Annotated in this window: 13 protein-coding genes; 6 read left to right on the plus strand and 7 right to left on the minus strand. The window is 39.1% G+C overall.

Translation table 11 applies throughout. The annotated features are described in order from the left end of the window. Positions 1-140: 140 nt before the first annotated feature. The 3 genes from C7S20_RS17650 to C7S20_RS17660 form a co-directional block, all read right to left on the minus strand. Positions 141-1,772, minus strand: coding sequence for a hypothetical protein (locus C7S20_RS17650; RefSeq protein WP_107013706.1), 1,632 nt, complete (start codon positions 1,770-1,772; stop codon positions 141-143). A 76-nt stretch (positions 1,773-1,848) separates the two neighbouring features. After that, entirely contained in the window at positions 1,849-3,555 is a 1,707-nt protein-coding gene (locus tag C7S20_RS17655; protein WP_107013707.1) for a hypothetical protein, read from the minus strand. Between the two features lie 614 nt (positions 3,556-4,169). Further along, positions 4,170-5,183: a helix-turn-helix transcriptional regulator gene (locus tag C7S20_RS17660; protein ID WP_107013708.1), complete on the minus strand. Its 1,014-nt coding sequence runs from the start codon at positions 5,181-5,183 to the stop codon at positions 4,170-4,172. A gap of 397 nt (positions 5,184-5,580) precedes the next feature. Between C7S20_RS17660 and uvrA the strand changes: the two genes are divergently transcribed. The 5 genes from uvrA (at position 5,581) to C7S20_RS17685 (ending at position 15,530) form a co-directional block, all read left to right on the plus strand. After that, on the plus strand, positions 5,581-8,409 hold the full coding sequence (uvrA, locus tag C7S20_RS17665) for an excinuclease ABC subunit UvrA (RefSeq protein WP_107014300.1): 2,829 nt from the start codon (positions 5,581-5,583) through the stop codon (positions 8,407-8,409). Positions 8,410-8,428: 19 nt separating this feature from the next. Beyond that, positions 8,429-9,118, plus strand: a complete 690-nt coding sequence (locus C7S20_RS17670; RefSeq protein WP_107013709.1) for an LOG family protein — start codon at positions 8,429-8,431, stop codon at positions 9,116-9,118. A gap of 75 nt (positions 9,119-9,193) precedes the next feature. Beyond that, a complete protein-coding gene (locus tag C7S20_RS17675) occupies positions 9,194-12,004 on the plus strand; it encodes a gluzincin family metallopeptidase (protein WP_227009044.1) in 2,811 nt (936 codons plus the stop codon). A 183-nt stretch (positions 12,005-12,187) separates the two neighbouring features. Next, a complete protein-coding gene (locus C7S20_RS17680) occupies positions 12,188-14,587 on the plus strand; it encodes an alpha-ketoacid dehydrogenase subunit alpha/beta (RefSeq protein WP_107013710.1) in 2,400 nt (799 codons plus the stop codon). 190 nt (positions 14,588-14,777) lie between these two features. After that, a complete protein-coding gene (locus tag C7S20_RS17685; RefSeq protein ID WP_236994921.1) occupies positions 14,778-15,530 on the plus strand; it encodes an alpha/beta hydrolase in 753 nt (250 codons plus the stop codon). Between the two features lie 26 nt (positions 15,531-15,556). Here the strand turns inward: C7S20_RS17685 and C7S20_RS17690 are convergent, their stop codons facing one another. The 3 genes from C7S20_RS17690 to C7S20_RS17700 form a co-directional block, all read right to left on the minus strand. After that, positions 15,557-16,396, minus strand: a complete 840-nt coding sequence (locus C7S20_RS17690; protein WP_107013711.1) for a 1,4-dihydroxy-2-naphthoyl-CoA synthase — start codon at positions 16,394-16,396, stop codon at positions 15,557-15,559. Between the two features lie 119 nt (positions 16,397-16,515). After that, on the minus strand, positions 16,516-17,997 hold the full coding sequence (locus C7S20_RS17695) for a SusD/RagB family nutrient-binding outer membrane lipoprotein (protein WP_107013712.1): 1,482 nt from the start codon (positions 17,995-17,997) through the stop codon (positions 16,516-16,518). Between the two features lie 11 nt (positions 17,998-18,008). Next, a complete protein-coding gene (locus C7S20_RS17700) occupies positions 18,009-21,143 on the minus strand; it encodes a SusC/RagA family TonB-linked outer membrane protein (RefSeq protein WP_107014302.1) in 3,135 nt (1,044 codons plus the stop codon). Positions 21,144-21,392: 249 nt separating this feature from the next. On the opposite strand from C7S20_RS17700, the gene C7S20_RS17705 reads away from it, so the two are divergent. After that, a complete protein-coding gene (locus tag C7S20_RS17705; protein WP_107013713.1) occupies positions 21,393-21,845 on the plus strand; it encodes a hypothetical protein in 453 nt (150 codons plus the stop codon). Here the strand turns inward: C7S20_RS17705 and C7S20_RS17710 are convergent. After that, the gene (locus C7S20_RS17710; RefSeq protein WP_107014303.1) at positions 21,839-22,672 is read right to left on the minus strand and encodes a CvfB family protein; all 834 of its coding nucleotides are present in this window, start codon (positions 22,670-22,672) and stop codon (positions 21,839-21,841) included. The two genes, C7S20_RS17705 and C7S20_RS17710, sit on opposite strands and share 7 nt — an antisense overlap. Positions 22,673-22,760 lie beyond the last annotated feature (88 nt).

The following is a 22,760-nucleotide window of genomic DNA, read 5'->3' on the forward strand; positions in this document are numbered from 1 at the left end:
AAACTTTAACAAATAAAAAAGCTGTCCGGAAAGCTCCAGACAGCTCATTACATCATCCAAGAGGATGATTAAATTAACCCGCAAAATTAGTCACCCCCCGGTCAAATAATTCAGTCGGGTTAATGTTTGATCGGTTTCCTCTATTGAGGATCACATATATTTACTTTTACCCTTACATAGATTGGATAAGTAAATGAACCCTCAACGGTCATGTTATCATCACTTTGATCGGTGCAATATACATCTCCTCCATTTGAATCAGAAATTTCAATCAAATATTCGTTTACGGTTGCTGTTCCCGTGTTAAAAGAATATTCAACTCCACTTCCTGTTAAGGTGATTCCAAATGTACCTGAGTTAGGACCATAACCAGTTCCGGTATCCTCCAATAAAGGAATACCTGTATCTGTATTTACCTCCAGGAAATCACCATTAAAGGAATAATCTAAACTTGGATCTCCAGGAGTCGCTGCTCTAAATTCACATGCCTGATCGGGATCAGAAATGGAAAGATTACAAGCGGTTACTGAATTACAGGTATTGGTCGCATCATCAGGACAATCATCCTCACTATTAATTATACCATCACCATCGCAATCTAATCCTGCATATCCTGCTGCATCTGGATCACATTTATTTGCAATTTGATCACCATCACAGTCAAAGGTAGCATAATTTGGATTATCTGGATCACATTTATTTAACAGATCGTCATTATCACAATTAGCATTAGGATCAGAAAGGTTACAGGTTGGACCTCCACCTCCACCGGCAAGTGCATCTTCGCATTCACCAATTAGTAAATGCAGATACTCTGCCGTTTCGCCATCACCATTCAAATGGTTTTGGATCATCTCCCAGCTAACCGGATACTCAATTGGCGTATTATCAATGTCACCATAGTTACCGGTCCAGTCTTCAGGATAAATGAATAAAGTCAGGTAAGGTGAATCTGCAGGAAGATTATCAGGTTTTCCTGGTACTACCAAACATAGTGGATCGGCGTAATAAAGTGGATTTTGTGGATCATTGTTATAATCGCCAACTGTAGGCATTGCATTATCTTCCAAATGGTTGTAAAGTTTTACTTCATCTGGAGTTCCATACGCATAGAATAAATCTACCGAATAATTTGCAACATAATGTCTTCCGTCTGCATTACAGTAGTTTAAGAATAAACATAATGGATAAACCTTTTTAGGCATAATATCAAAGAATACATAGCCGTATTCGTTAGCCATACGACGGTCAAAACACAAAACATCTACCTCAATATAAGGCTTACTGCCATCCTGCACATCAAAAGAAATTGGAAGTGCCTGATCTACGTAGCCGGCAAAATCTGCTTCAGGTGTTGCTACTGGTGCAGCCCAAATTAATTCATGAGCTGAATCAAAAACTTTAAACTCGTTTAAGGTCACATTCACACTTCCTTCATTTGGAACAGGAATTTTCAAATCTTCAGAATAATCTGTAAAGTATCCATCACTATCATGAAGAATGGCTACAGTTGTGTTGTAATCATTTCCGCCATAAGAGAAACTTATCTCTGCTGTTGCAGGAGTGGTGGCAGAACAATTTGGAATTTCATCAAAAGCTGCTTTACTCATCGACCGGTTTGCAAGATCGTTCAACACAGCGCTGAATGTTAAATCTACAGATTTAGCATTCTGCTGAGGATCGTCCATCACTCCGGATTCTTCTTTACTACATCCTGCTAAGAGAAGCACTAAAACTCCTATATACAGAAAGTAATTTTTTATATTTTTCATAATATCTTATTTAAATTTTGAATAATTGTGGTAAGAATAAAAAGCCTGTCCCAGAAACCGGGACAGGCTATATTATCTATTCACTATCAATTCCGCAGGTTACGGTATGAACAATGATCCAGAAATCACCTGTATAATCCACATCTGTGAATTCATAGGTGGTAGTTCCGGCATCAACTTCACTGTTCATATTATACTGACCAGGAGCTTTTGCTTCAATTCCTGGCATACTATCGGTAATATTTACATGAAGTTCATCCAGTGTATAACCGCTATTCATAGTTATCATTAAATGAATATCTCCTTCACCATCTACCGATATGGTAGCAGTTCCCACTAAGGTACCTTTATCTATATTATTTTGACCGGCACCGGCATAAATATCAAGGGTAGTTTCTTCCTGACCTTCAGCAAATTGTTCTACCCAACCCCAACGGGTTACACCATTTATAGAGTTAATAGTATGGTCTCCCCACATAAAGGCGGTTTCACAGGTGTCTTCGTTTTCATTTTCTGGACAACCGTTATTATCAACGGTTCCAACTACATCAACACATTCATCATCACAATCCATTACTCCATCACCATCTGTATCGGTAGAACAATCATTAAATGGACATCCTCCATTTTCAACAGGTCCTGCGACCTCTGGACATGCATCACAATCTCCAAGCACGCCATCTCCGTCAGGATCTGCACCTATACAATCATCATTAGGCATACATCCATTAGGTTCTGTACCATAAGTATCTGGACAGTCATCATTTTCATCAGGAACACAGTCTCCATCACGATCACCGGGAACTGGAATTCCCTGACAGTCATCACTAGGAATATCACAACCTAAAAATATGTGGATATATTCAGAAGAACCATCGTCGTTAAAAGTACTTTCAATATCACTCCAATCTAGTTCAACCCAAGCTGTTGGAGTTTCGTCTATCGTACCGTAATAGCCAGACCAGCTTAGTGGAGTAACCCTATAACGTAAATAATTCATTTCTGCATCTTCAAATGGAGAATCTGGAATCAATACGCATAATGGATCAGCTGAATTGTTATTAGTATTTACCGGCGCAGCCTCATTAGTATAAAGGTCTATCCATTCAGTTCCTGTCCAGTATTGTATATCAAGGTCATAATTAGCAACATAGTGTCTTCCTTCTCCTGTACAGTAATTCGCGAAGAAACAAAGTGTCGTACCTTTATTAGGCATAATATCAAAGAAAGGATAACCATATTCATTTACCAGTCTTCGGTCAAAGCATAAAACATCTACATTAATATATGGCTTTGTACCGTCCCTAACATCAAAGGTCATAGGTAGAGCCTGGTCTACGTAACCTGCAAAATCAGCACCTTCTGAAGCGACAGGTGCTGCCCAGATAAGGTTATGTGAAGCATCATATACTAAAAATTCATTTAATGTAACTGTAACGCTTCCTCCATCGCTTATAGGAATTTTAAGATCTTCAGAATAATCGGTAAAATAACCGTCATCATCATGAAGTATGGCAACTGTAGTGTTATACTCGGTTCCGCCATAAGAAAAACCAATTTCAGCTGTTGCTGGTGTTGCTTCAGAACAATCAGGTATTTCATCAAAAGATGCTTTTGACATTGACCTGTTGCTCAAATCATTTAAAATAGTCGCGAATTTTAACGAGACTGACTGGTTTTGTGTATCGCTAAGATCTCCCGTTGGGGTGTCTTCTTTGCTACACGAAGTCATGAGCATCGCTGCCATAGCGATCATGCCCATCCATAATTTAAAATTTTTCATAATTAAGGTTTTTGATTAAAATATTTAGAATGGTTTTTGAAATTAATTGCTTTGAAAACCGGGTTGAGTAAAACATGGAATACGAATTACCGAGATGCATAATTCTACTCAACCGGTTTTTTATTTGCTGTTTATAGCCAGGAACGGCCATATGAGGATCATCTAATTTTCAGAATACAAGTGCGTATTTGAGAATTATTTGTAACAGGATGCCTTATTCTATAAAGAATAGAAATAATAAAAAGGAACCTGAAATTTTGGAAATCTTAGAAAGTGACCGACTTACGGATCTAAATCAGCCGTATCATCTTTCTTTCTACATTTTGCAAGTCGTGTTTTCTTCATAATGACAAAGTTTTGGTTAAAAAATATTTAGAATGGTTAATAAATAATATATACTACTTCCAAAAAGGAAGTTCAATTTCTGTTACAATATGGTTTTGAGATTTGGGGGGAATTTAAGGGGGCAATCATTAAGAAGTTAAGGGGTGACTTCTCTTTTTAATTCCAATGTAAATGTAAGAAACAACTTCTTTAACTCGAATGGGGGAAAACCCGTAGATTTTGTTTTAACCCCTTGTTTAACAATATTTTGTGCTCTAATTAACACCCCTTTATGACGGCGAAGTATCTAACATATTATGGTGAATAGCATACACAACGCTTTCTAATATGGTCTCAGAATTTGTTCTTTTAATAATATTTGAGCGATGCTTCTCAATTGTTTTTGGCGAGATGCATAGCGCCTTCGAAATTTCCCTGGTTTTATAGCCTTTGCAAAGAAGACCTATAATTTCTTTTTCTCTTTTTGTAAAGCTGAAATCGGTCATTTCACTATTCTCTTCAAAGCACTTTTGTACCTCCCGGGAATTTGATCCCACTTTTTCGGTTATTACCTGCTCCTCTCCCATAAAATCGATGAGCATGATAAATTGATCATGTATATCTCTACTGAGTTTGGAAAAACTAATCCGGGCATCGCGAATTTTTTCATTCTGAATAAGCAGAGAAGTTGAAGTTACCGCTTTCATATGTTTTCCACGGGCAAAATTGCGCAGGCTGCTCTTAACTTTTGCCTTATTCTCAATATTTACCAAATCGGTAAGCCTTAAACTGGATTCTCCATCAATTTTAAAGGTCTGCCTGAAGTTGTCATTCATGGCGATGATTTTATCCTGTTGTAACAAAACCACTGGTTTGCCAATGATGTTAAACAAACCCATAAAACATTCATACCAGTAATTAAGGTTTTGTGGCCTTGTTTTAATGGCTTTTCTAAGGATATCCGCAATTACTTCAGTGCCTGTTTTCTCTTGGATTATTGCGTCTATTACATTTTGATATTTCCTTTTTAGAACAGCTATTTCTTCTTTACCTGCATAGACGATCAGGTATGATTTTGTAAGGAAATGAGTGGCTTTAAAATTTCTCAAATTTTTAAAATCTGAAGTTCGATTATAACAGGTCTTATCAAAAAAGATCACATCGGGAAGTAAATTAAGAGCCAGGGAATAACCAACGTGTACCGATTTTTCCCAGGTTATTTCATATTGGGTAATTGTTTTCTCTTTGATCGATTCGACCAGATCAACATTCCTGCTTATGATTAAAAGCTGTTTCCTTTCCATTGTCACAAATCATTAGTAATTAGTAAATAATATTCCATCAACACATAATAAAGCCGCGATACCGCAGCAGGCTAATGTCTATTTTTAAAGATTTGGGGGTGAATAAAGAAGATTCAGGGGAATGGTAGGGAAATCAAATATAGGTGTTTTCACTGATATGTGATTAGAAATTAATGTAATATAATACTCACATTCAAGTAGTTATAAAACTGATGAGTTACCTTTTTTATGAGGTATCATTCGCGCTTTGGCAATGATTTAATACTTCATTAAATTAACTTTCACATTTCACAGCAACTTTAGAAAGAAAAATTTACAGAGATCTTAACACTGATGACTTTTAAGATACTTTCTAATTTTCATTACAATAAGTACCTTTGCCCTCTTGATGAAATTTATGACGAAATCTGAAGATTCAATAGAAGTATTAGGAGCCCGAGTTCATAACCTGAAAAATATAGATGTAAAAATTCCCCGAGAGAAGCTGGTGGTGATCACCGGCCTTAGCGGTTCAGGTAAATCTTCCCTCGCTTTTGATACTATTTATGCGGAAGGACAACGAAGGTATATTGAAACTTTTTCGGCTTACGCGAGACAATTTTTAGGAAGCCTGGAAAGGCCTGATGTAGATAAAATTGAAGGCCTCTCGCCGGTAATTGCCATCGAGCAGAAAACAACCAGTAAGAACCCGCGAAGTACCGTTGGAACCATTACTGAAATCTATGATTTTTTAAGACTTCTTTTCGCCCGGGCTGCTGACGCCTACAGCTATAATACCGGCGAAAAAATGGTAAGTTATTCCGATTCTCAGATCAGGGAACTCATCCTGGAGAATTTCAACAATCAGCGGGTGAATATTCTGGCACCGGTTATTAGAAGCCGGAAAGGTCATTATCGCGAACTTTTTGAGCAGATTGCAAAACAGGGATTTTTAAAAGTCCGTGTAGATGGTGAGGTGATGGATATCGAAAAAGGAATGAAGCTGGACCGCTATAAAACCCACGATATCGAAATCGTTGTGGACCGACTTAAAATTGAAGATAAAATAGACTCCGACAAACGCCTGGAAGAAAGTATCAAAACCGCCATGTACCATGGTGACGATGCCCTGATGATCCTGGAACAGGATTCCGGCAAACTTCGGTATTTTAGTCGAAATTTAATGTGCCCCACGACAGGGATCAGTTACCCGAACCCTGAACCCAATACCTTTTCTTTTAATTCTCCAAAAGGAGCCTGTCCTACCTGTAACGGGATTGGAACCTTGTACCAGGTGAATGTGGATAAAATTCTTCCAGACCGGTCTAAATCTATTAAAAGCGGAGGTATCGCGCCTCATGGTCCTCAGAAAAAAAACTGGATCTTCTCGCAATTAGAATTGATAGCTGAAAGATTTGAGTTCAGTTTGAGTGATCCCATTAAAAAAATTCCGGAAGAAGCGCTGCAGATGATTTTATATGGCGGAAAGGAAAAATTCTCCCGAGAATCAAAAGCGCTGGGCATTACCCGTGATTACAAAATAGATTTTGAAGGAGTTGCCAGTTTTATTGAAACCACTTATAAAAATAATGATTCCACGTCCCTAAGAAGATGGGCAAAAGAATACATGGATAAAGTTACCTGCCCCGATTGCCAGGGTGCACGGCTCAAAAAAGAAGCGCTTTATTTCAGAATTTACGATAAGAATATCGCTGAACTTTCCTCCCTCGATATTACCGATCTTAATGTTTGGTTCGATAATATTGAAAAACACCTCAGCGAAAAACAGTTAAAGATCGCTTCTGAAGTGATCAAGGAAATAAGAACGCGTCTTCAGTTTCTAATAGATGTGGGACTTACTTATCTTAACCTCAACCGGGGTTCTAAATCGCTTTCTGGTGGTGAAGCTCAGCGAATCCGGCTGGCGACGCAAATAGGTTCCCAACTTGTTGGCGTGCTGTATATCCTCGATGAACCAAGTATTGGCCTGCACCAGCGGGATAATGAAAAACTTATAAATTCACTTGAATCCCTTCGGGATATAGGCAATACAGTCATCGTTGTTGAACACGACAAAGACATGATAGAACGTGCTGACCATGTGATCGATATTGGACCGCGGGCAGGAAAGCATGGCGGGGAAATTATCAGCGAAGGTTCTCCCGCAGAATTGAAGCAACATGGCACCCTTACCGCACAATATCTGAACGGCCAGAAAGAAATTCCTGTTCCGAAGAAAAGAAGAAAAGGAAATGGTAAAACCATAGAACTAAGCGGTGCGACCGGTAACAATCTTAAAAATGTAAGCGTCAGCATTCCTTTGGGAAAAATGATCGCCGTCACCGGCGTTTCGGGAAGTGGAAAATCCACGCTGATCAACGAGACACTCTACCCCATCATGAATGCCCATTATTTCAATGGCGTTAAAAAACCCAAACCATTTAAAAAGATCAAAGGCCTTGAATATATAGATAAGGTAATTGACATCAATCAATCTCCTATTGGCAGGACACCAAGATCAAATCCTGCAACATATACCGGCGTGTTTTCAGAAATTCGCAGCCTGTTTGCGAAAACTCCTGAAGCCCTAATACGTGGTTATAAACCCGGTCGCTTTAGTTTCAATGTAAAGGGAGGTCGCTGTGAAACCTGTAAAGGCGGCGGTTTGCGTGTTATAGAAATGAACTTTCTGCCCGATGTGTATGTTGAATGTGAAACCTGCCAGGGAAAACGTTTTAATCGGGAAACGCTGGAGATAAGGTATAAAGGTAAATCTATTGCCGACGTGCTGGAAATGACCATCAACGAAGCTACTGAATTTTTTGAAAATATCCCTAAAATTCATCGTAAGCTGAAGACGATCCAGGATGTGGGCCTGGGTTACATCAGTCTTGGTCAGCAAAGTACCACATTGTCTGGTGGCGAAGCCCAGCGCATAAAACTGGCAACAGAACTTTCCAAACGCGATACCGGGAATACTTTTTATATCTTAGACGAGCCTACAACAGGTCTTCATTTTGAGGATATCCGTGTGTTGATGGAGGTTTTAAATAAATTAACCAATAAAGGGAATACCGTCCTGATCATAGAGCATAATATGGATGTGATAAAAATGGCCGACCATATTATTGATATTGGTTATGAAGGCGGAAAAGGCGGCGGAAAAATAGTGGCTACCGGAACTCCCGAAGAAATTATTAATCATAAAAAAAGTTACACAGCTCAGTTCCTGAAAAAGGAATTATAGCTTTTACTGTTTAAAAAATATGAGAGCACATCAAAGTAATAAAGCCTGGAATGAGATCAAAACCAATGATTCCTGGGCTATTTTTAAAATAATGGGGGAATTTGTAAATGGCTATGAGAAACTTAGCCAGATTGGTCCCTGTGTGTCGATTTTTGGATCGGCAAGGACCAAGCCCGATATGAAATATTACAAGCTAGCCGAAAAAGTGGCCAAGAAAATTGTAGACCACGGTTATGGTGTGATCACCGGCGGTGGCCCCGGTATTATGGAAGCAGGAAACAAGGGAGCTCACCTTGCCGGAGGAACTTCGGTGGGACTGAACATCGAGCTTCCATTCGAGCAACATGATAATCCGTATATAGACAGTGATAAAAGCCTTGATTTCGATTACTTTTTTGTGCGAAAGGTAATGTTCGTAAAGTACTCTCAGGGTTTTGTGGTGATGCCCGGCGGCTTCGGTACACTGGATGAATTATTTGAAGCGATCACCCTTATTCAAACCCATAAAATTGATAAATTTCCTATTATTCTTGTGGGAAGCGAATTCTGGGGCGGACTTGTGGACTGGATCAGGACCACGCTTTGCGACAGTTTCAAAAACATTAGCGAAGCAGATATCGATCTTGTCCAGGTCGTAGATACAGAAGATGAAGTCCTGGAAATCCTTGATAAATTCTACGACGAATATAACCTAAGTCCTAATTTCTAGTTAAGACCTTTATCGAAGGTTTGAAACTTTGATTATATTTAGCGCTGATTGATAAGCAGCCTAATCGCATAATCCTTGAGACACCTTCGGTTATTCCTAATTTTCTTCCTTTTATATGGTGGGCTTTCTGCGCAAAGTACCATCAGTATAAATGCGCGTCTTTTAGACAGTTTGCGAAGTCTTGAAGTGAGTCAGGATATCACTTTCGTCAATACTGAAAACAGGCCGCTTGAAACCCTGTATTTTAACGATTGGAATAATGCGTTCAGTACCAAAACATCAGCCCTCGCAAGAAGATTTGCTGAAGATTACAAACGCCGCTTCCATTTTGCCAGGGATGAAGAACGAGGACATACAGCTATTCATGAGATCAAAAATCTTCATGGCGACACCTTAAAATGGGACCGGCCGGGAAATGTTCCTGACCTTCTTCGGGTAAACCTGAAGCAGCCTTTAGCACCGGGAGATTCGATAAAGCTTCATTTTGATTACACTTTATTTTTTCCTTTAAACAAGTTTACGCGCTATGGAGTAGATGAAGAAGGAAATTATAAACTTCGCTACTGGTATCTGGTGCCTGCACCGCTACAAAATGGCTGGAAATTATATAGCCATCAGGATCTGGGACTGGAATTTGTACAGCCCTATGACATAAATATTGAGCTTAATATTCCCACACAATTCTATGCCGTTTCCGGTTTAAACCTTACCCGTACAATTACCAGGAAAGGTTTTAAAACTATAAAATTTGAAGGAGATGACCGGATGGACAGCAAACTGTACATCACGAAATCTTTCATTTTTGAATCTATTTCTGCCGGAAATAACAATTTCATTACCAATATTGAAGATGAAGGCATAGAATTCAATACCAAGAAATCTATTTTAAGAAGAGAGCTAAATTTCCTTGAACAAAGACTCGGGGAATATCCTCATCAGAATCTTTTTATTACCCAGGAAGATTATCTTAATAATCCTATTTACGGGCTAGTCCAGCTACCTGCTTTTATAAGACCTTTCCCTGATGGTTTTCAATATGATCTCAAAGTTTTCAAAACCCTGGTCTATTATTACCTTCAAAACAGCCTTTTATTGAATCCTCGTACCGAAAAATGGGTGATCGATGCCATTGCTATTTCCCTCATAATGGATTATGTGGATGAATACTACCCAAACATGAAACTTTTGGGAAATCTTAGCAAAGTGATTGGCATCCGGTGGTTTCACGCCGCCGATCTGGAATTCAACGACCAGTACCCGTTTCTATATATGAACATGGCACGCCTCAACCTGGACCAGCCGCTTTCCACTTCCCAGGATTCCCTGGTAAAATTCAATAAAAATATTGCGAATGCCTATAAGGCCGGGGTGGGAATGAAGTATTTAGAGGATTTTCTTGATGATGAAGTTGTAAAGAAATCTATTTCAGAATTCTATTCAAAATATAAGCTAAAACCGGTGAGCGATGAAGATTTTGAACGTATACTTCGGAAAAATGCCGACAAAGATATTTCCTGGTTTTTTAATGATTATGTAGAAACTAATAAAAAGATTGATTTTAAAATAACGCATGTAAAGAAAATGGAAGATTCTTTGCTCGTAACCGTAAAGAACCTTTCTAATAATCACATGCCTATCAGCCTGTATGGACTTAACAAAGATAGTATTGTCTTTAAAACCTGGATCAAAGATGTAACTCACTCAAAAGAGGTAATGATCCCTTCTGATAATATCCAACGTCTGGCTCTTAATTACGAACAGAAGATTCCTGAATATAACCAGCGAAATAATTATAAAGCCGTTACAAGTCTTTTAGATAAACCACTGCAAATACGCCTTTTACAGGATGTCGAAGATCCTCGGTATCATCAGGTTTTTATGATGCCTGAGTTTGAATACAACCTTTATGACGGAATTGCCATTGGTCCGAAACTGTACAATAAAACAATTCTCAGCAAGACCTTTAATTTTATGATTGCGCCAAAATATGGGTTTAACAGCAATACGGTGGTAGGGTCAGCTGCTTTTGTCAACACAAACCAGTTCAAGAACAAGAACCTGTATGCCATTACTTATGGGATTAGTGGTAACCGCTTTTCTTACGGGTATGGGCTTTTTTATAAAAGATATTCCCCTTTTCTTAAATTCAATTTCAGAACTTCCTATTTAAGAAGTAATGAGAGACAACAATTACTTATAAGGAATGTGAATGTGCAACGGGATCAAAATCCTGATGCACCGCTTCAACAACCCGATTACAATGTTTTTAATGTTAATTATCGCTACAGCAATCCTAATTTTATCAAATATTTTACCACTTCCCTGGATTATCAGCTATCCGATAAATTCAGTAAAATGTCTTTTACGGCCGAATACAGGAATCTTTTTAAAAATAACCGGCAGTTAAATATTCGTTTTTTCACCGGTGCTTTTCTTTTTAATGACGCTAAGGCCAATGATTATTTTAGTTTTGCTCTTGACCGTCCCACAGATTACTTATTCGATTATAATTACTACGGAAGAAGCCAGGGAAGCGGGCTATTTAGTCAGCAAATCATTATGGCTGAAGGTGGATTCAAATCTAAATTACAGCCTAAATATGCCAATGAATGGATGATGAGCCTAAACGCGAACACTAATCTTTGGAAGTGGATCTTTATATATGGCGATGTTGGAATTGTTAAAAATACAGGATTCAACGGTGAACTTATGTATGATTCAGGGGTAAGAATAAGCCTTGTTCAGGATTATTTTGAATTTTTCTTTCCTGTTTATTCTAACCTGGGCTGGGAAATAGCCGATCCAAATTACGATCAGAAAATACGTTTTATCGTGTCCCTGGATCTAAATACTCTTATAAGGCTTTTTACACGCCGCTGGTATTAGCAATTTTCATAATCTTTGGAGGTATTTAATTATCTTCAAGATTTATGTAATAATAATGAGTTAATTTTTATTATAAATAATAAATAAAGGTTAAAATTAAATTATTATCAATAAATGAGCGAATTAATGAATTGTATTTAATCATAGATTTCGTTACATTTGTTACGATTCAAAAACTATTGCATGCAAAGCGAAGCGCAAACTGAACATTCAATATCATTCGACGAATTCAAGTCACAGGTACTCGAAGATTATCGCATAGCCGTGACAAGCAGGGAATGTAGCCTTTTGGGAAGACGCGAAGTCTTAACCGGAAAAGCGAAATTCGGCATTTTCGGTGATGGCAAAGAATTACCTCAGCTTGCAATGGCAAAATCTTTCAGGAATGGCGATTTCCGTTCAGGTTATTACCGCGACCAGACTTTTATGATGGCGATCGGCGCACTCACTCCTGAACAATTCTTCGCCGGACTTTATGCCGATACTAACATGGAAAACGAACCCATGTCTGCAGGACGGCAAATGGGAGGTCATTTTATGACCTTCAGCCTGGATGAAAATGGCGAATGGAAAAACCTTCTCGAACAAAAGAATTCAAGTGCCGATATTTCTCCTACGGCTGGACAAATGCCAAGATTACTGGGACTTGCCCTTGCTTCCAAAATATACAGAAATGTTCCGTCAATTCCTTCTGAAAATTTTTCAGATAACGGCAATGAAATAGCCTGGGGAACCATCGGAAACGCCAGTACCAGTGAAGGCCATTTCTGGGAAACCGTCAACGCGGCGGGTGTACTGCAGGTGCCAATGGTGATAAGTGTTTGGGATGACGAATACGGCATTTCGGTACATGCGAAACACCAGACCACTAAAGAGAGCATTTCTGAAGTTTTAAAAGGTTTCCAAAGAAATGAAGATGAAAATGGATATGAAATCATGGTCGTAAACGGCTGGGATTATCCTGCTTTGGTAGAAACCTACGAAAGAGCTTCTGAAATTTCAAGAAATGAACATTGTCCCGTACTCATTCATGTTGTGGAACTTACACAACCACAGGGACATTCCACCTCAGGTTCTCATGAACGCTATAAAAGCGAAGAGCGGTTAGCCTGGGAAAAAGAACATGACTGTAACTTGAAATTTCGAAACTGGATAATCGAAAATGATGTTGCTTCTTCTGAAGAACTCGATAAACTGGAAAAGGATATTAAAAAAGAGATCCGTGGTGCAAAACAGCGTGCCTGGAATTCTTACCTCCAGCCAACGGTTCAAAAACAAAAAGAACTTCTTAAGATACTGGAGGAACTTGCAGCTAATAGTCCAAATGGCAATTTCATCAATTCCAACAAAAAAGAGCTTGCATACAATCGGGAGCCTTTAAAGAAAGACCTCGTTTCTGTTGCTCGAAGATCGCTGAGATACGTGTTAGGTGAAGAAAATGTGGCGAAACCAAAATTGATAAACTGGCTAGATGATTTTGCGACTCAAACCAATTTAGAATATCATTCCAATCTTTATAAGGAAGAGAATATTACCACTGAGATCCTTCCCACTTATGATGAAAACGCACAGGAAGTGGATGCCCGCATCGTCCTAAGGGATAATTTTGAGAGTATTTTCAGCAACAGGCCGAACACTCTTATTTTTGGTGAAGATTCCGGAGAAATCGGTGATGTAAACCAGGGTCTGGAAGGTCTTCAGAAAAAATTTGGAAAGTTCAGGGTTTCCGATACGGGAATACGGGAATCTACTATTCTCGGCCAGGGAATAGGAATGGCAATGCGAGGTTTAAGGCCAATAGCCGAGATCCAGTATCTGGATTATGTGATGTATTGTCTGCAAACCATGAGTGACGATCTGGCTACCCTGCATTATCGCACAAACGGAAAACAAAAAGCACCGCTTATTGTAAGAACCCGTGGTCACAGGCTGGAAGGGATCTGGCACAGCGGCTCCCAAATGGGAGGATTATTAAATCTCTTAAAAGGAATGTATTTCCTGGTTCCCCGAAATATGACCAAAGCAGCAGGTTTTTACAACCAGTTACTCGACCTCGATACCCCGGCACTTATTGTGGAATGCCTGAATGGATACAGGTTAAAAGAAAAATTGCCGGAAAATCTGGGCGAATTCAAAACACCTATCGGGGTAGTGGAAACCCTGAGAGAAGGCAGCGATATAACACTTGTTTCTTATGGTTCTACCATACGTATTGTGGAGGAGGTAGCTCTTGAACTTGCCGAAGTTGATATAGATGCAGAGATTATAGACGTTCAGTCTCTCCTACCTTTCGATACTGCTCATGACATCGTGAAAAGCGTGGAGAAAACCAGTCGGTTGTTAGTGATCGATGAAGATGTGCCGGGAGGAGCATCGGCGCATATCATGCAACAAATACTCGAGGTTCAAAATGCGTACAGGTATTTAGACAGCAAACCTCAAACTTTAACCGCTAAACAACATCGACCTGCCTACGGTAGTGATGGTGATTATTTCTCAAAGCCTTCAGCTGAAGATATTTTTGAAAAAATCTATGCGATGATGCATGAAAGCGATCCTCGAAAATATCCGAAATTGAAATAATTCTTCTAAAATTTTCAAATTTGGGCCATGATTTTTTCATGGCTTTTTTATTTTTAATAGATGCTGAATTTTGAAAAGGAAAAAATATCGAAACTTATAGAAGATCATGAGCAGTCCGGTACTTTTTTTAAAGTAGGCGGATTGAATATTTTTCAGGCTGGACCGTGGCCAGGGAGAGCCTGTGTTGTGTTTGCACGGAGTACCCACATCCTCTTTTCTTTATCGCAAGCTTCTGAAGTCTTTAGACGAAAAAGGATTCCGTGGAATCGCGATTGATTTTCCGGGCTTCGGACTTTCCGACAGGCCAGCCGATTTTAACTATAGCTTTCAAGGATTTTCGGAATTTATAGCCAGGGCAGTCAAAATTCTTAAATTAGATAAATTTCACCTGGTGGTCCATGACGCCGGTGGGCCGCCCGGATTTCATTTCGCTGCAGCACACCGTGAAAAAATAAAATCCCTCAGTATTCTCAATACCTGGATTGATGTCGTAAATTTTAAGAAACCCTGGATGATGAAACCTTTGGAATTTGATCTACTGGGTGAAATTGAATTAAAAAGCATCAATTATTACTCGTGGTACATCATGTTTTCTAAAATTGGGGTTTTAAGCTCCCGTCAAATTTCTAATGAAGAAATCGCCGTTTACGTAGATTTGCTGAAAAGAAAGGATAAGGGAAACGCATTTCTTAAATTCATGAGAAATTATGATGATTCCGCAAATTTCCGAAATTCATGTATTCCTGCCATTCAAAACACTCCATATCCCGTACAGCTTATTTGGGGAGCAAAAGACCCGGCCCTAAAAGCTGAAAAATATATCCCTGAATTTCAGAAATTTGGAAGTGTAGATAAAACTATAAAGCTGCCATCCAGGCATCTCCTGCAGGAAGAAGTTTACAATGAAATTGCCCGAAGCATTTATGAATTAGCACAAATTTAGAGCTCCCTTCTTCCGACTTTTCAGGACTAAGGAATCCATTTTTTATCAAAATTCGGCTTTCTTTTTTCAAGAAAAGCATCTCTTCCTTCCTTCGCCTCATCGGTCATATAGGCGAGGCGCGTAGCTTCACCGGCAAAAACCTGCTGCCCAACCATTCCGTCATCGGTAAGATTCATGGCGAATTTCAGCATTTTAATGGATGTTGGTGATTTGGCCATTATTTCCTGGGCCCATTCATAAGCCGTATCTTCTAATTCATCATGCGGGATCACGGCATTTACCATACCCATTTCATAAGCTTCCTGCGCGGAATAATTTCTGCCTAAAAAGAATATTTCCCTGGCCCGCTTTTGTCCTACCATTTTGGCAAGATATGCTGAACCATAACCGGCATCAAAACTGGTCACATCGGCATCGGTTTGTTTGAAGATCGCATTTTCTTTACTGGCAAGCGTTAAATCACAAACCACATGAAGACTGTGTCCCCCGCCAACAGCCCATCCGGGAACAACGGCTATCACTGCTTTGGGCATAAAACGAATAAGACGCTGTACTTCCAGAATATTCAACCGATGATATCCGTCTTCCCCCACATAGCCCTGGTGCCCTCGTGCCTTCTGATCACCGCCGCTACAAAATGCCCACTTTCCGTCTTTGGGTGAAGGACCTTCTGCCGATAATAATATCGCTCCCACCGAAATATCTTCATGGGCATCATGAAAAGCATCCAAAAGTTCTGAAGTAGTCTTTGGTCTAAAAGCATTTCGGACTTCAGGACGATTGAAAGCAATCCTGGCTACTCCGTTAGCTTTTTTATAGGTGATATCTTCGTATTCTTTTACTGTTTTCCACTCAATTTTAGCCATAGTCGTTAATTTTGGACTAAAATACGAATAAGATTAAAATGCTTAACCTGAAGATATATTTTCATAAAAAAACCGATCTTGAATCAGATCGGTTTTTTTTAATATTTAGATACAATTATTTACTCCGCATCCCACCATACGGGTGTAACCGGTGTCTCTTGATATTGTGACACCACATCTCCATTTCGATTGATTTCGGAGGACGGATAAGTCGCTCTTCTGAACCACATTCCCGCATAATCTCCACTTCTTCCTTCTTCCTTAGCAACGCTAAGTCCTGTAAAGACATCGTCTGAAAAATCATATCTTCGGAAATCTACAAATGTTTCAGGATTAAGAAAGTTATGAATGTATTTCTCCTTCATAATATAATTAAGCATCAAATTATCAACTCCAACATCTATTGAAGGATCACTAAGATAAGCTGAACCATCTACACCATATTTTTCCATACTTGCCTGAATTCCTTCTATATAATCAGCATAGCCTTCAGGAGTCGTACCTGAACTGGTAGTGGTCCCTCCATTCGCTAAAAATTCAGCTTCTGCTTTAATAAATTCCAATTCAGCATAGGTCATAACGACTATTGGAGCATCAACTCTGGTATAATATCCTCCATCTACAAACTGAACGTTTGCAGGAGTACCATCAGGAGCCACACCTCCACCGCCGCTAACATATCCTTTCCACTCGGTATCATCGGGGTTATCAATCACCCCAAAAACTGGTAAACGCGGATCGATTTCTAAATCAGTACTTTGAAAGGGATAATAGTCACCATTCATCATGCTTACAATCTGGCTGGCTAAATCATTATGATAATTTCCGGTATTTCTGGATAAAATTTCCAGAGAATATCTTGGATTGATATTTCTATCGTTATAGAACATCTGGAAATCATCGGCATTAGAAGTAAACCCATTTTCGGCACTGGCTAATACCTCCTGAGGAGAAACAACCCCTTTGTTAACTAAATGCAACTGGTATCTCGCTTTAAAAGAATAAGCAGCCTTCAACCATTTATCAAGATCACCGTGATAAATCAAATCTTCACTTCCCAAAGTTATTGGTGAATCATCAGGCTCCTGTAATGCCGCGATAGCGCCATCCAAAAGTGATATAATGGTATTGTAAGCTTCTTCCTGACTGTCAAAAGCCGGGAAAAGGTTATCATCACCCATAGATGCTTCAGACAAAGGAATATAATCCCAGGTATCTGTAGCAATACCAATATTGATAGCTTTCAGAATATCAGCTACTGCTCCATAATGAGTGGCACCGGCAGCTTCAGCCTTTTGCTTGATCACTTCAAGATTCGGAAGTACATACAAATAAATATTTGTCCATAAACCGGATGCTGTGGTTTCGTCTGCCGCGGTGCCACCCTGACCGACGAAATATTGAGTGTAGTTTCCAAAAGTTAATTCGGCTGAATATTGCCCTTCCACGGTATGAAAAATCGCCGGAGCCAATAGATCATTAATTCTTAGCTGATCTTTTGTTGCCGTCCCGGAAGGGGTATTGACATCGAAATATTCTTCACTACAAGAAATACTTCCCAATAGTAAGATTAAACAGATTAATTTGTAATAAGTCTTCATATTCAATTTTTTTAAAATCCTAATGTAAGTCCAACAGAATAGATTTCTGCAAGTGGTGTGCTCAAACCAGCAAAACCATATACGTTGCTTCCTGCACTGTATTGGTTTCCTTCCGGATCATAGCCATCATAAGGCGTCCAGATTATTATATTTTGTGCACTTCCCGAAATCGAAAATTTATCTGCATGTAGAGTTTTTAGGATGTTTCCTTTAAATTCATAACCTAATGAGATATTGCGTAATTTTACCCAGGATGCGTCCTGCACTAAAATCTCTGCAGCGCGATTATAAGCGGTCGAACTTCTATAGTAATTCTGATCTATTAAAACTTCCTGGTTATTTTCAGTATAACCCCCGTTTCCATCATCCATAACTCCATTGAGTACTGTTGTTTGGTCCCTGAATTCGGTAACTTTCAGAATTCCGTTTCTTAAAGAATTTCTTCTTCCCGAGTCATAAAGATCTCCTCCTTTTTTCCATTCAACCAGGAAATCAAAGTTTATACCCTTATAACTTAACCTGTTCCCAAAAGAAGTAGTAAAGTCGGGAAAAGCATTCCCCACCTTCACCCTTTCGTCAAAATTTATTTCCGGAAGTCCATCTTCACCTATATATCGGCGACCATTTTCATATCGCCAGGTGTACCCGTATAATGAGCCCAGTTTATCTCCCTCCCGAATCTCTGAAGTAATTCCCGCGAAACCGGAATCGGCAAAAATCAGGGCCTCTATATCATCTGGTAATTCAACTACTTTCCCTGTGTTTGTTGAGAAAGTTAAAAAAGTGTTCCATGTGAAATCTCCCTCATTAAGAAGATCATAAGAAATCATCAATTCATGGCCCCAGGATCTAAATTTTCCGGCGTTTCTCACGATTCCTGATAAGCCTGTGGAATAAGCTGTGCCTACAGTAAAAATTTGATTATTCACAGTAGTTCTATAATAGGAATAATCTAAGCGAAGACGGTTTCTGAAAAATCGGAAATCACCTCCCACCTCAAAAGATCTGTTTTTTTCAGGAAGTAACAATGGATCTCCTATTGAAGTATCTGCTCTATATCCACCAGTTCCACCAAAAGGAAAATTACCATCGGTAACAAAATAGCTTCCAACCTGCCCAAATAGAGGTCCTTTACCAACTTCAGCCCAGGAGGCACGAAGTTTACTAAAAGAAAGGAAATCACTATTGTCATCTATCAACTTATGAAAATCGTAAGCTAAACTTACCGAAGGATAGAAGAATGATCGGTTCTCTTTTGGAAGGGTGGAAACCCAGTCATTTCTCCCAGTAACGGTAAGGAATAGATCGTTATTATAATCGAGTTTCAGTTCCCCAAAAACACCAACGTTGCGAATCTGATCCTCGGTTTTATTTCCAAAAATATTAGTCGTATTAGAAATATCATTAATTCCAGGAACATTAAGTCCCTCTCCCCTTATATAAGCATAATCATGCTTAGTATCAGAGATCTGGTTACCAAGAGTCAATGAGGAATGGAATTTATCGGTCCAGTCTTTTGTGAAATTAACCAGTAAATTAGATTCCAAACCTAAAAAATTATTTACCTGATCGAGCACAAAACCTCCTACCTGAGACCCGACATCAAGATCAGGTGGTACAAATCTGTTCCTATTGTCAGAGTAATTATCTACCTGGGCAGAATAAGTGACATTCATCCATTCTTTCGGATTCCAGTTTATCATAACATTCCCGATCCAACGATTTACATCATCTATTAAAGGACTCTTTTCCAGTAAATACCGCGGATTGTCAATAATGCCAAAAGAATAGTTTCTTTGCGTTCCATCCGGATTTAGATAATCATTGATCGGAAAAGTAGCTGAATAGTAGGAAAGCGAGCTAAATACCGATTTATCTCCACCATTACCGCGGGCTCCTCCACTGTTAGCATAAGTGACCGATGTATTTATATTAAGGTTATCGTTAATTTTATAACCTGCTTTTAATCTTAAATTCGTTTTATCATAGTAGGTATTCGGAAGAACTCCCTCTTCACTATCATTCCCGACAGAAAAATAATAATTCATCTTTTCTGTCGCCCCACTTACACTAAGATCAACCTGTGTTAAAACACCAGTTCGGAAAAGATCATAAGGATCATAAAATCTATCACCGGTCAGGTCTACTACACTGCCATCATCCATAGTATAAGAATCCTCACTATACCTGGGCCCCCAGGAATAGAAAGAAGTACCCCCTAAACGAGTGAAACCAGTTTCAGTTTCTGGAGTATAAAGCGTTCTTGGTGCACCGCTATATCCTTCCCGATATGTTTTCTGTAGATCAGGAGTCTGAGTAATTTTCTTATAACTGGTTGAAGCTGATAAATTTATTTTTGCTTTTCCTAATTTCCCTTTTTTTGTGGTAATTATTATAGCTCCGTTGGCAGCGCGAACTCCATACAAAGCTGTCGCAGCGGCACCCTTTAAGACGTTGTAAGACTCGATGTCTTCAGGATTTAGATCGGCAGCCCGATTAGTAAATGAAAACTGTTCCGCACTATTGGGAGAGTTTGAACCTGCACTTGGACGTACGTCTCCGGAAAAGGTTGAGTTATCCATTGCCAATCCATCAATGACAATTAATGGCTGGTTACTTCGCTGTGGGTTAATTGAAGTAATCCCCCTAATAAGAATATCAACTCCACCACCAGCAGTCCCGGAGCTCTGGTTAATTTGAACACCAGCTACCCTTCCCTGAAGTCCCTGGATCGCGTTGGTATTACCTTTAAGATTTACCTCATCTGCATCTACCTTAGATACAGAATATCCCAGCGACCGGGTCTCTCTTTCGATGCCAAAAGCAGTTACTACTACTTCTTCAAGGGAGTTCTGGTCAGGAGTCATCGTAACATTAATTGTCGAACTCGTGACAGGTACTTCCTTTTTCTTATACCCCACAAAAGAAAAAACCAGAGTACTTCCCTGATCTGCTTTAATTGAATACATACCGTCAAAATCGGTTGTCGTTCCAGTGTTTGTCCCCTTGATTAGGACGGTGACACCTAACATAGGTGCTCCGTTTTCGTCTGTAACTTTACCCTTTACAGTGGTTTCCTGGGCACTCAAAACCAGACTGAAAAAGGTTGAAAAGAAGACAAAAAATAAAGTAATTTTTCTTGTCATAATACTAAATTGGTTAAACTGTTTCGGTAAATATATATAAAACATATTTTAATTTCCTTTTCAATTAAAAGGAATAGCCTTTTCAAATTTCTTTTCGTTTAATCCGTAATTTTAAAATTTCAGATTTTTATTGCTATTAAGTTAAAAAGGGGAATTTGCCTTCTTTTATCCTGGAAGTAGGCAAAAAAAATTTACTTTCAAATTTGTTTTATTTTTGCATAGTCTTTGATCTGTAATAGAAAACTTCCGATGAAAAGATTTCTTTTCGTATTTGTGTTATTCGTTTCCGTTTCTGTAAGCGCCCAGGAGTACTGGAACCGTAAGGATTTTGAAATTAGTGACCGGAATATAGATGCTTCCTGGAAAGCCCTGGCCTTTAACTGGCAAAAATCAAATTCACACTTTGACCTGCCTGATGGTACTTTTTTAAATATTTCCGGTGCGACCCAGAGCAAGCAAATAGACATGATTGCGGCCATCGATCGTATTAATGCCGAAAAAGAGCCACAAAGAGAGATCAATCTTGGCTCACCACTTGGTGAACCAAAGGAGAAGAAAAAGAGATTTTTTGAGTTGACAGGTAATGCTGATCCTGGAAAAATGGACACTTATATAAATCCGTTCGTGGCCCCTATCTTAGATCCTTATAACCGTGCTTATTACCAGCTGAGATCGAACTCCCTTTACCGATATAACTACTGATCTTTAAGATAAAGACCATCTTCTTTTATGTCTATTAATCGTTGCTTGTAAAGATTACCGGCAGCTCTTTTAAAACTTTTCTTACTCATTTGCAGCTGATCTTTGATCTTTTCGGGTGCCGATTTATCGGTTAAAGGAAGAAAACCTCCAGATTTTTGAAGTTTTTCCATAATTCTGTCAGCATTGGGTTCAATACTGCGGTAACCGGGTCTTTGTAGTGTTACATCAATTTTATGATCTTCCCTTATTTTTTTGATATAACCTTTCAGCGCATCTCCCGGTTGAAGTCGTTTAAAAACTTCATCTTTATAAACCAGCCCTAAATGCAATTGATTGATGATCACATTATAGCCAAGATCGGTCTGGTTGCTTACCAGTAGATCTACCTGCTCAAATGGCTCTACAGTAAGTTCCGAATTGTCCAGAAAGGCATGAACTTTCGAGGAAGCTGCCAAACGACCGGTTTCGAGGTCCAGATAACAAAAAACAAGATAAGATTCACCTTTTTGCATTGGCACTACCTGCTCTTTAAAGGGGACGAAAAGATGTTTTTCAAGCCCCCAATCTAAAAAAGCTCCAAATTTGCTCACTTCAGCGCATTCCAAAACCTCGAACTTATCGAGTTTGATCTTTGGTTCAAGAGTAGTTGCCACGGGCCTTTCTTCATGATCGAGATATACGAATACCTTTAAAATATCTCCCTGCTTCCATTTCGCTGGTACATATTTATTAGGAAGCAACACTTCCTCTCCTTCTTCATTTTCAAGGTAAACACCATGATCGGTGGCCCTTTCCATTTTCAATTCATGATATTCGCCTATTTGCATTTCCTTTTTTTTAACCGACAAAGATAGGTTTAAATTAATATAAAAAATCCGCCTGAAAAATTCAGACGGATTTTCTGCTGCTTCTTTA

The organism is Christiangramia fulva (genome assembly GCF_003024155.1).
GTDB lineage: Bacteria > Bacteroidota > Bacteroidia > Flavobacteriales > Flavobacteriaceae > Christiangramia > Christiangramia fulva.

Coding starts and splice junctions, on each gene's coding strand:
- C7S20_RS17690 (WP_107013711.1), bottom strand. CDS start 16,396: ATGGCTAAAATTGAGTGGAAAACAGTAAAAGAATACGAAGATATCACC.
- C7S20_RS17700 (WP_107014302.1), bottom strand. CDS start 21,143: ATGACAAGAAAAATTACTTTATTTTTTGTCTTCTTTTCAACCTTTTTC.
- C7S20_RS17660 (WP_107013708.1), bottom strand. CDS start 5,183: ATGGAAAGGAAACAGCTTTTAATCATAAGCAGGAATGTTGATCTGGTC.
- C7S20_RS17655 (WP_107013707.1), bottom strand. CDS start 3,555: ATGAAAAATTTTAAATTATGGATGGGCATGATCGCTATGGCAGCGATG.
- uvrA (WP_107014300.1), top strand. CDS start 5,581: ATGACGAAATCTGAAGATTCAATAGAAGTATTAGGAGCCCGAGTTCAT.
- C7S20_RS17650 (WP_107013706.1), bottom strand. CDS start 1,772: ATGAAAAATATAAAAAATTACTTTCTGTATATAGGAGTTTTAGTGCTT.
- C7S20_RS17695 (WP_107013712.1), bottom strand. CDS start 17,997: ATGAAGACTTATTACAAATTAATCTGTTTAATCTTACTATTGGGAAGT.
- C7S20_RS17705 (WP_107013713.1), top strand. CDS start 21,393: ATGAAAAGATTTCTTTTCGTATTTGTGTTATTCGTTTCCGTTTCTGTA.
- C7S20_RS17680 (WP_107013710.1), top strand. CDS start 12,188: ATGCAAAGCGAAGCGCAAACTGAACATTCAATATCATTCGACGAATTC.
- C7S20_RS17710 (WP_107014303.1), bottom strand. CDS start 22,672: ATGCAAATAGGCGAATATCATGAATTGAAAATGGAAAGGGCCACCGAT.
- C7S20_RS17670 (WP_107013709.1), top strand. CDS start 8,429: ATGAGAGCACATCAAAGTAATAAAGCCTGGAATGAGATCAAAACCAAT.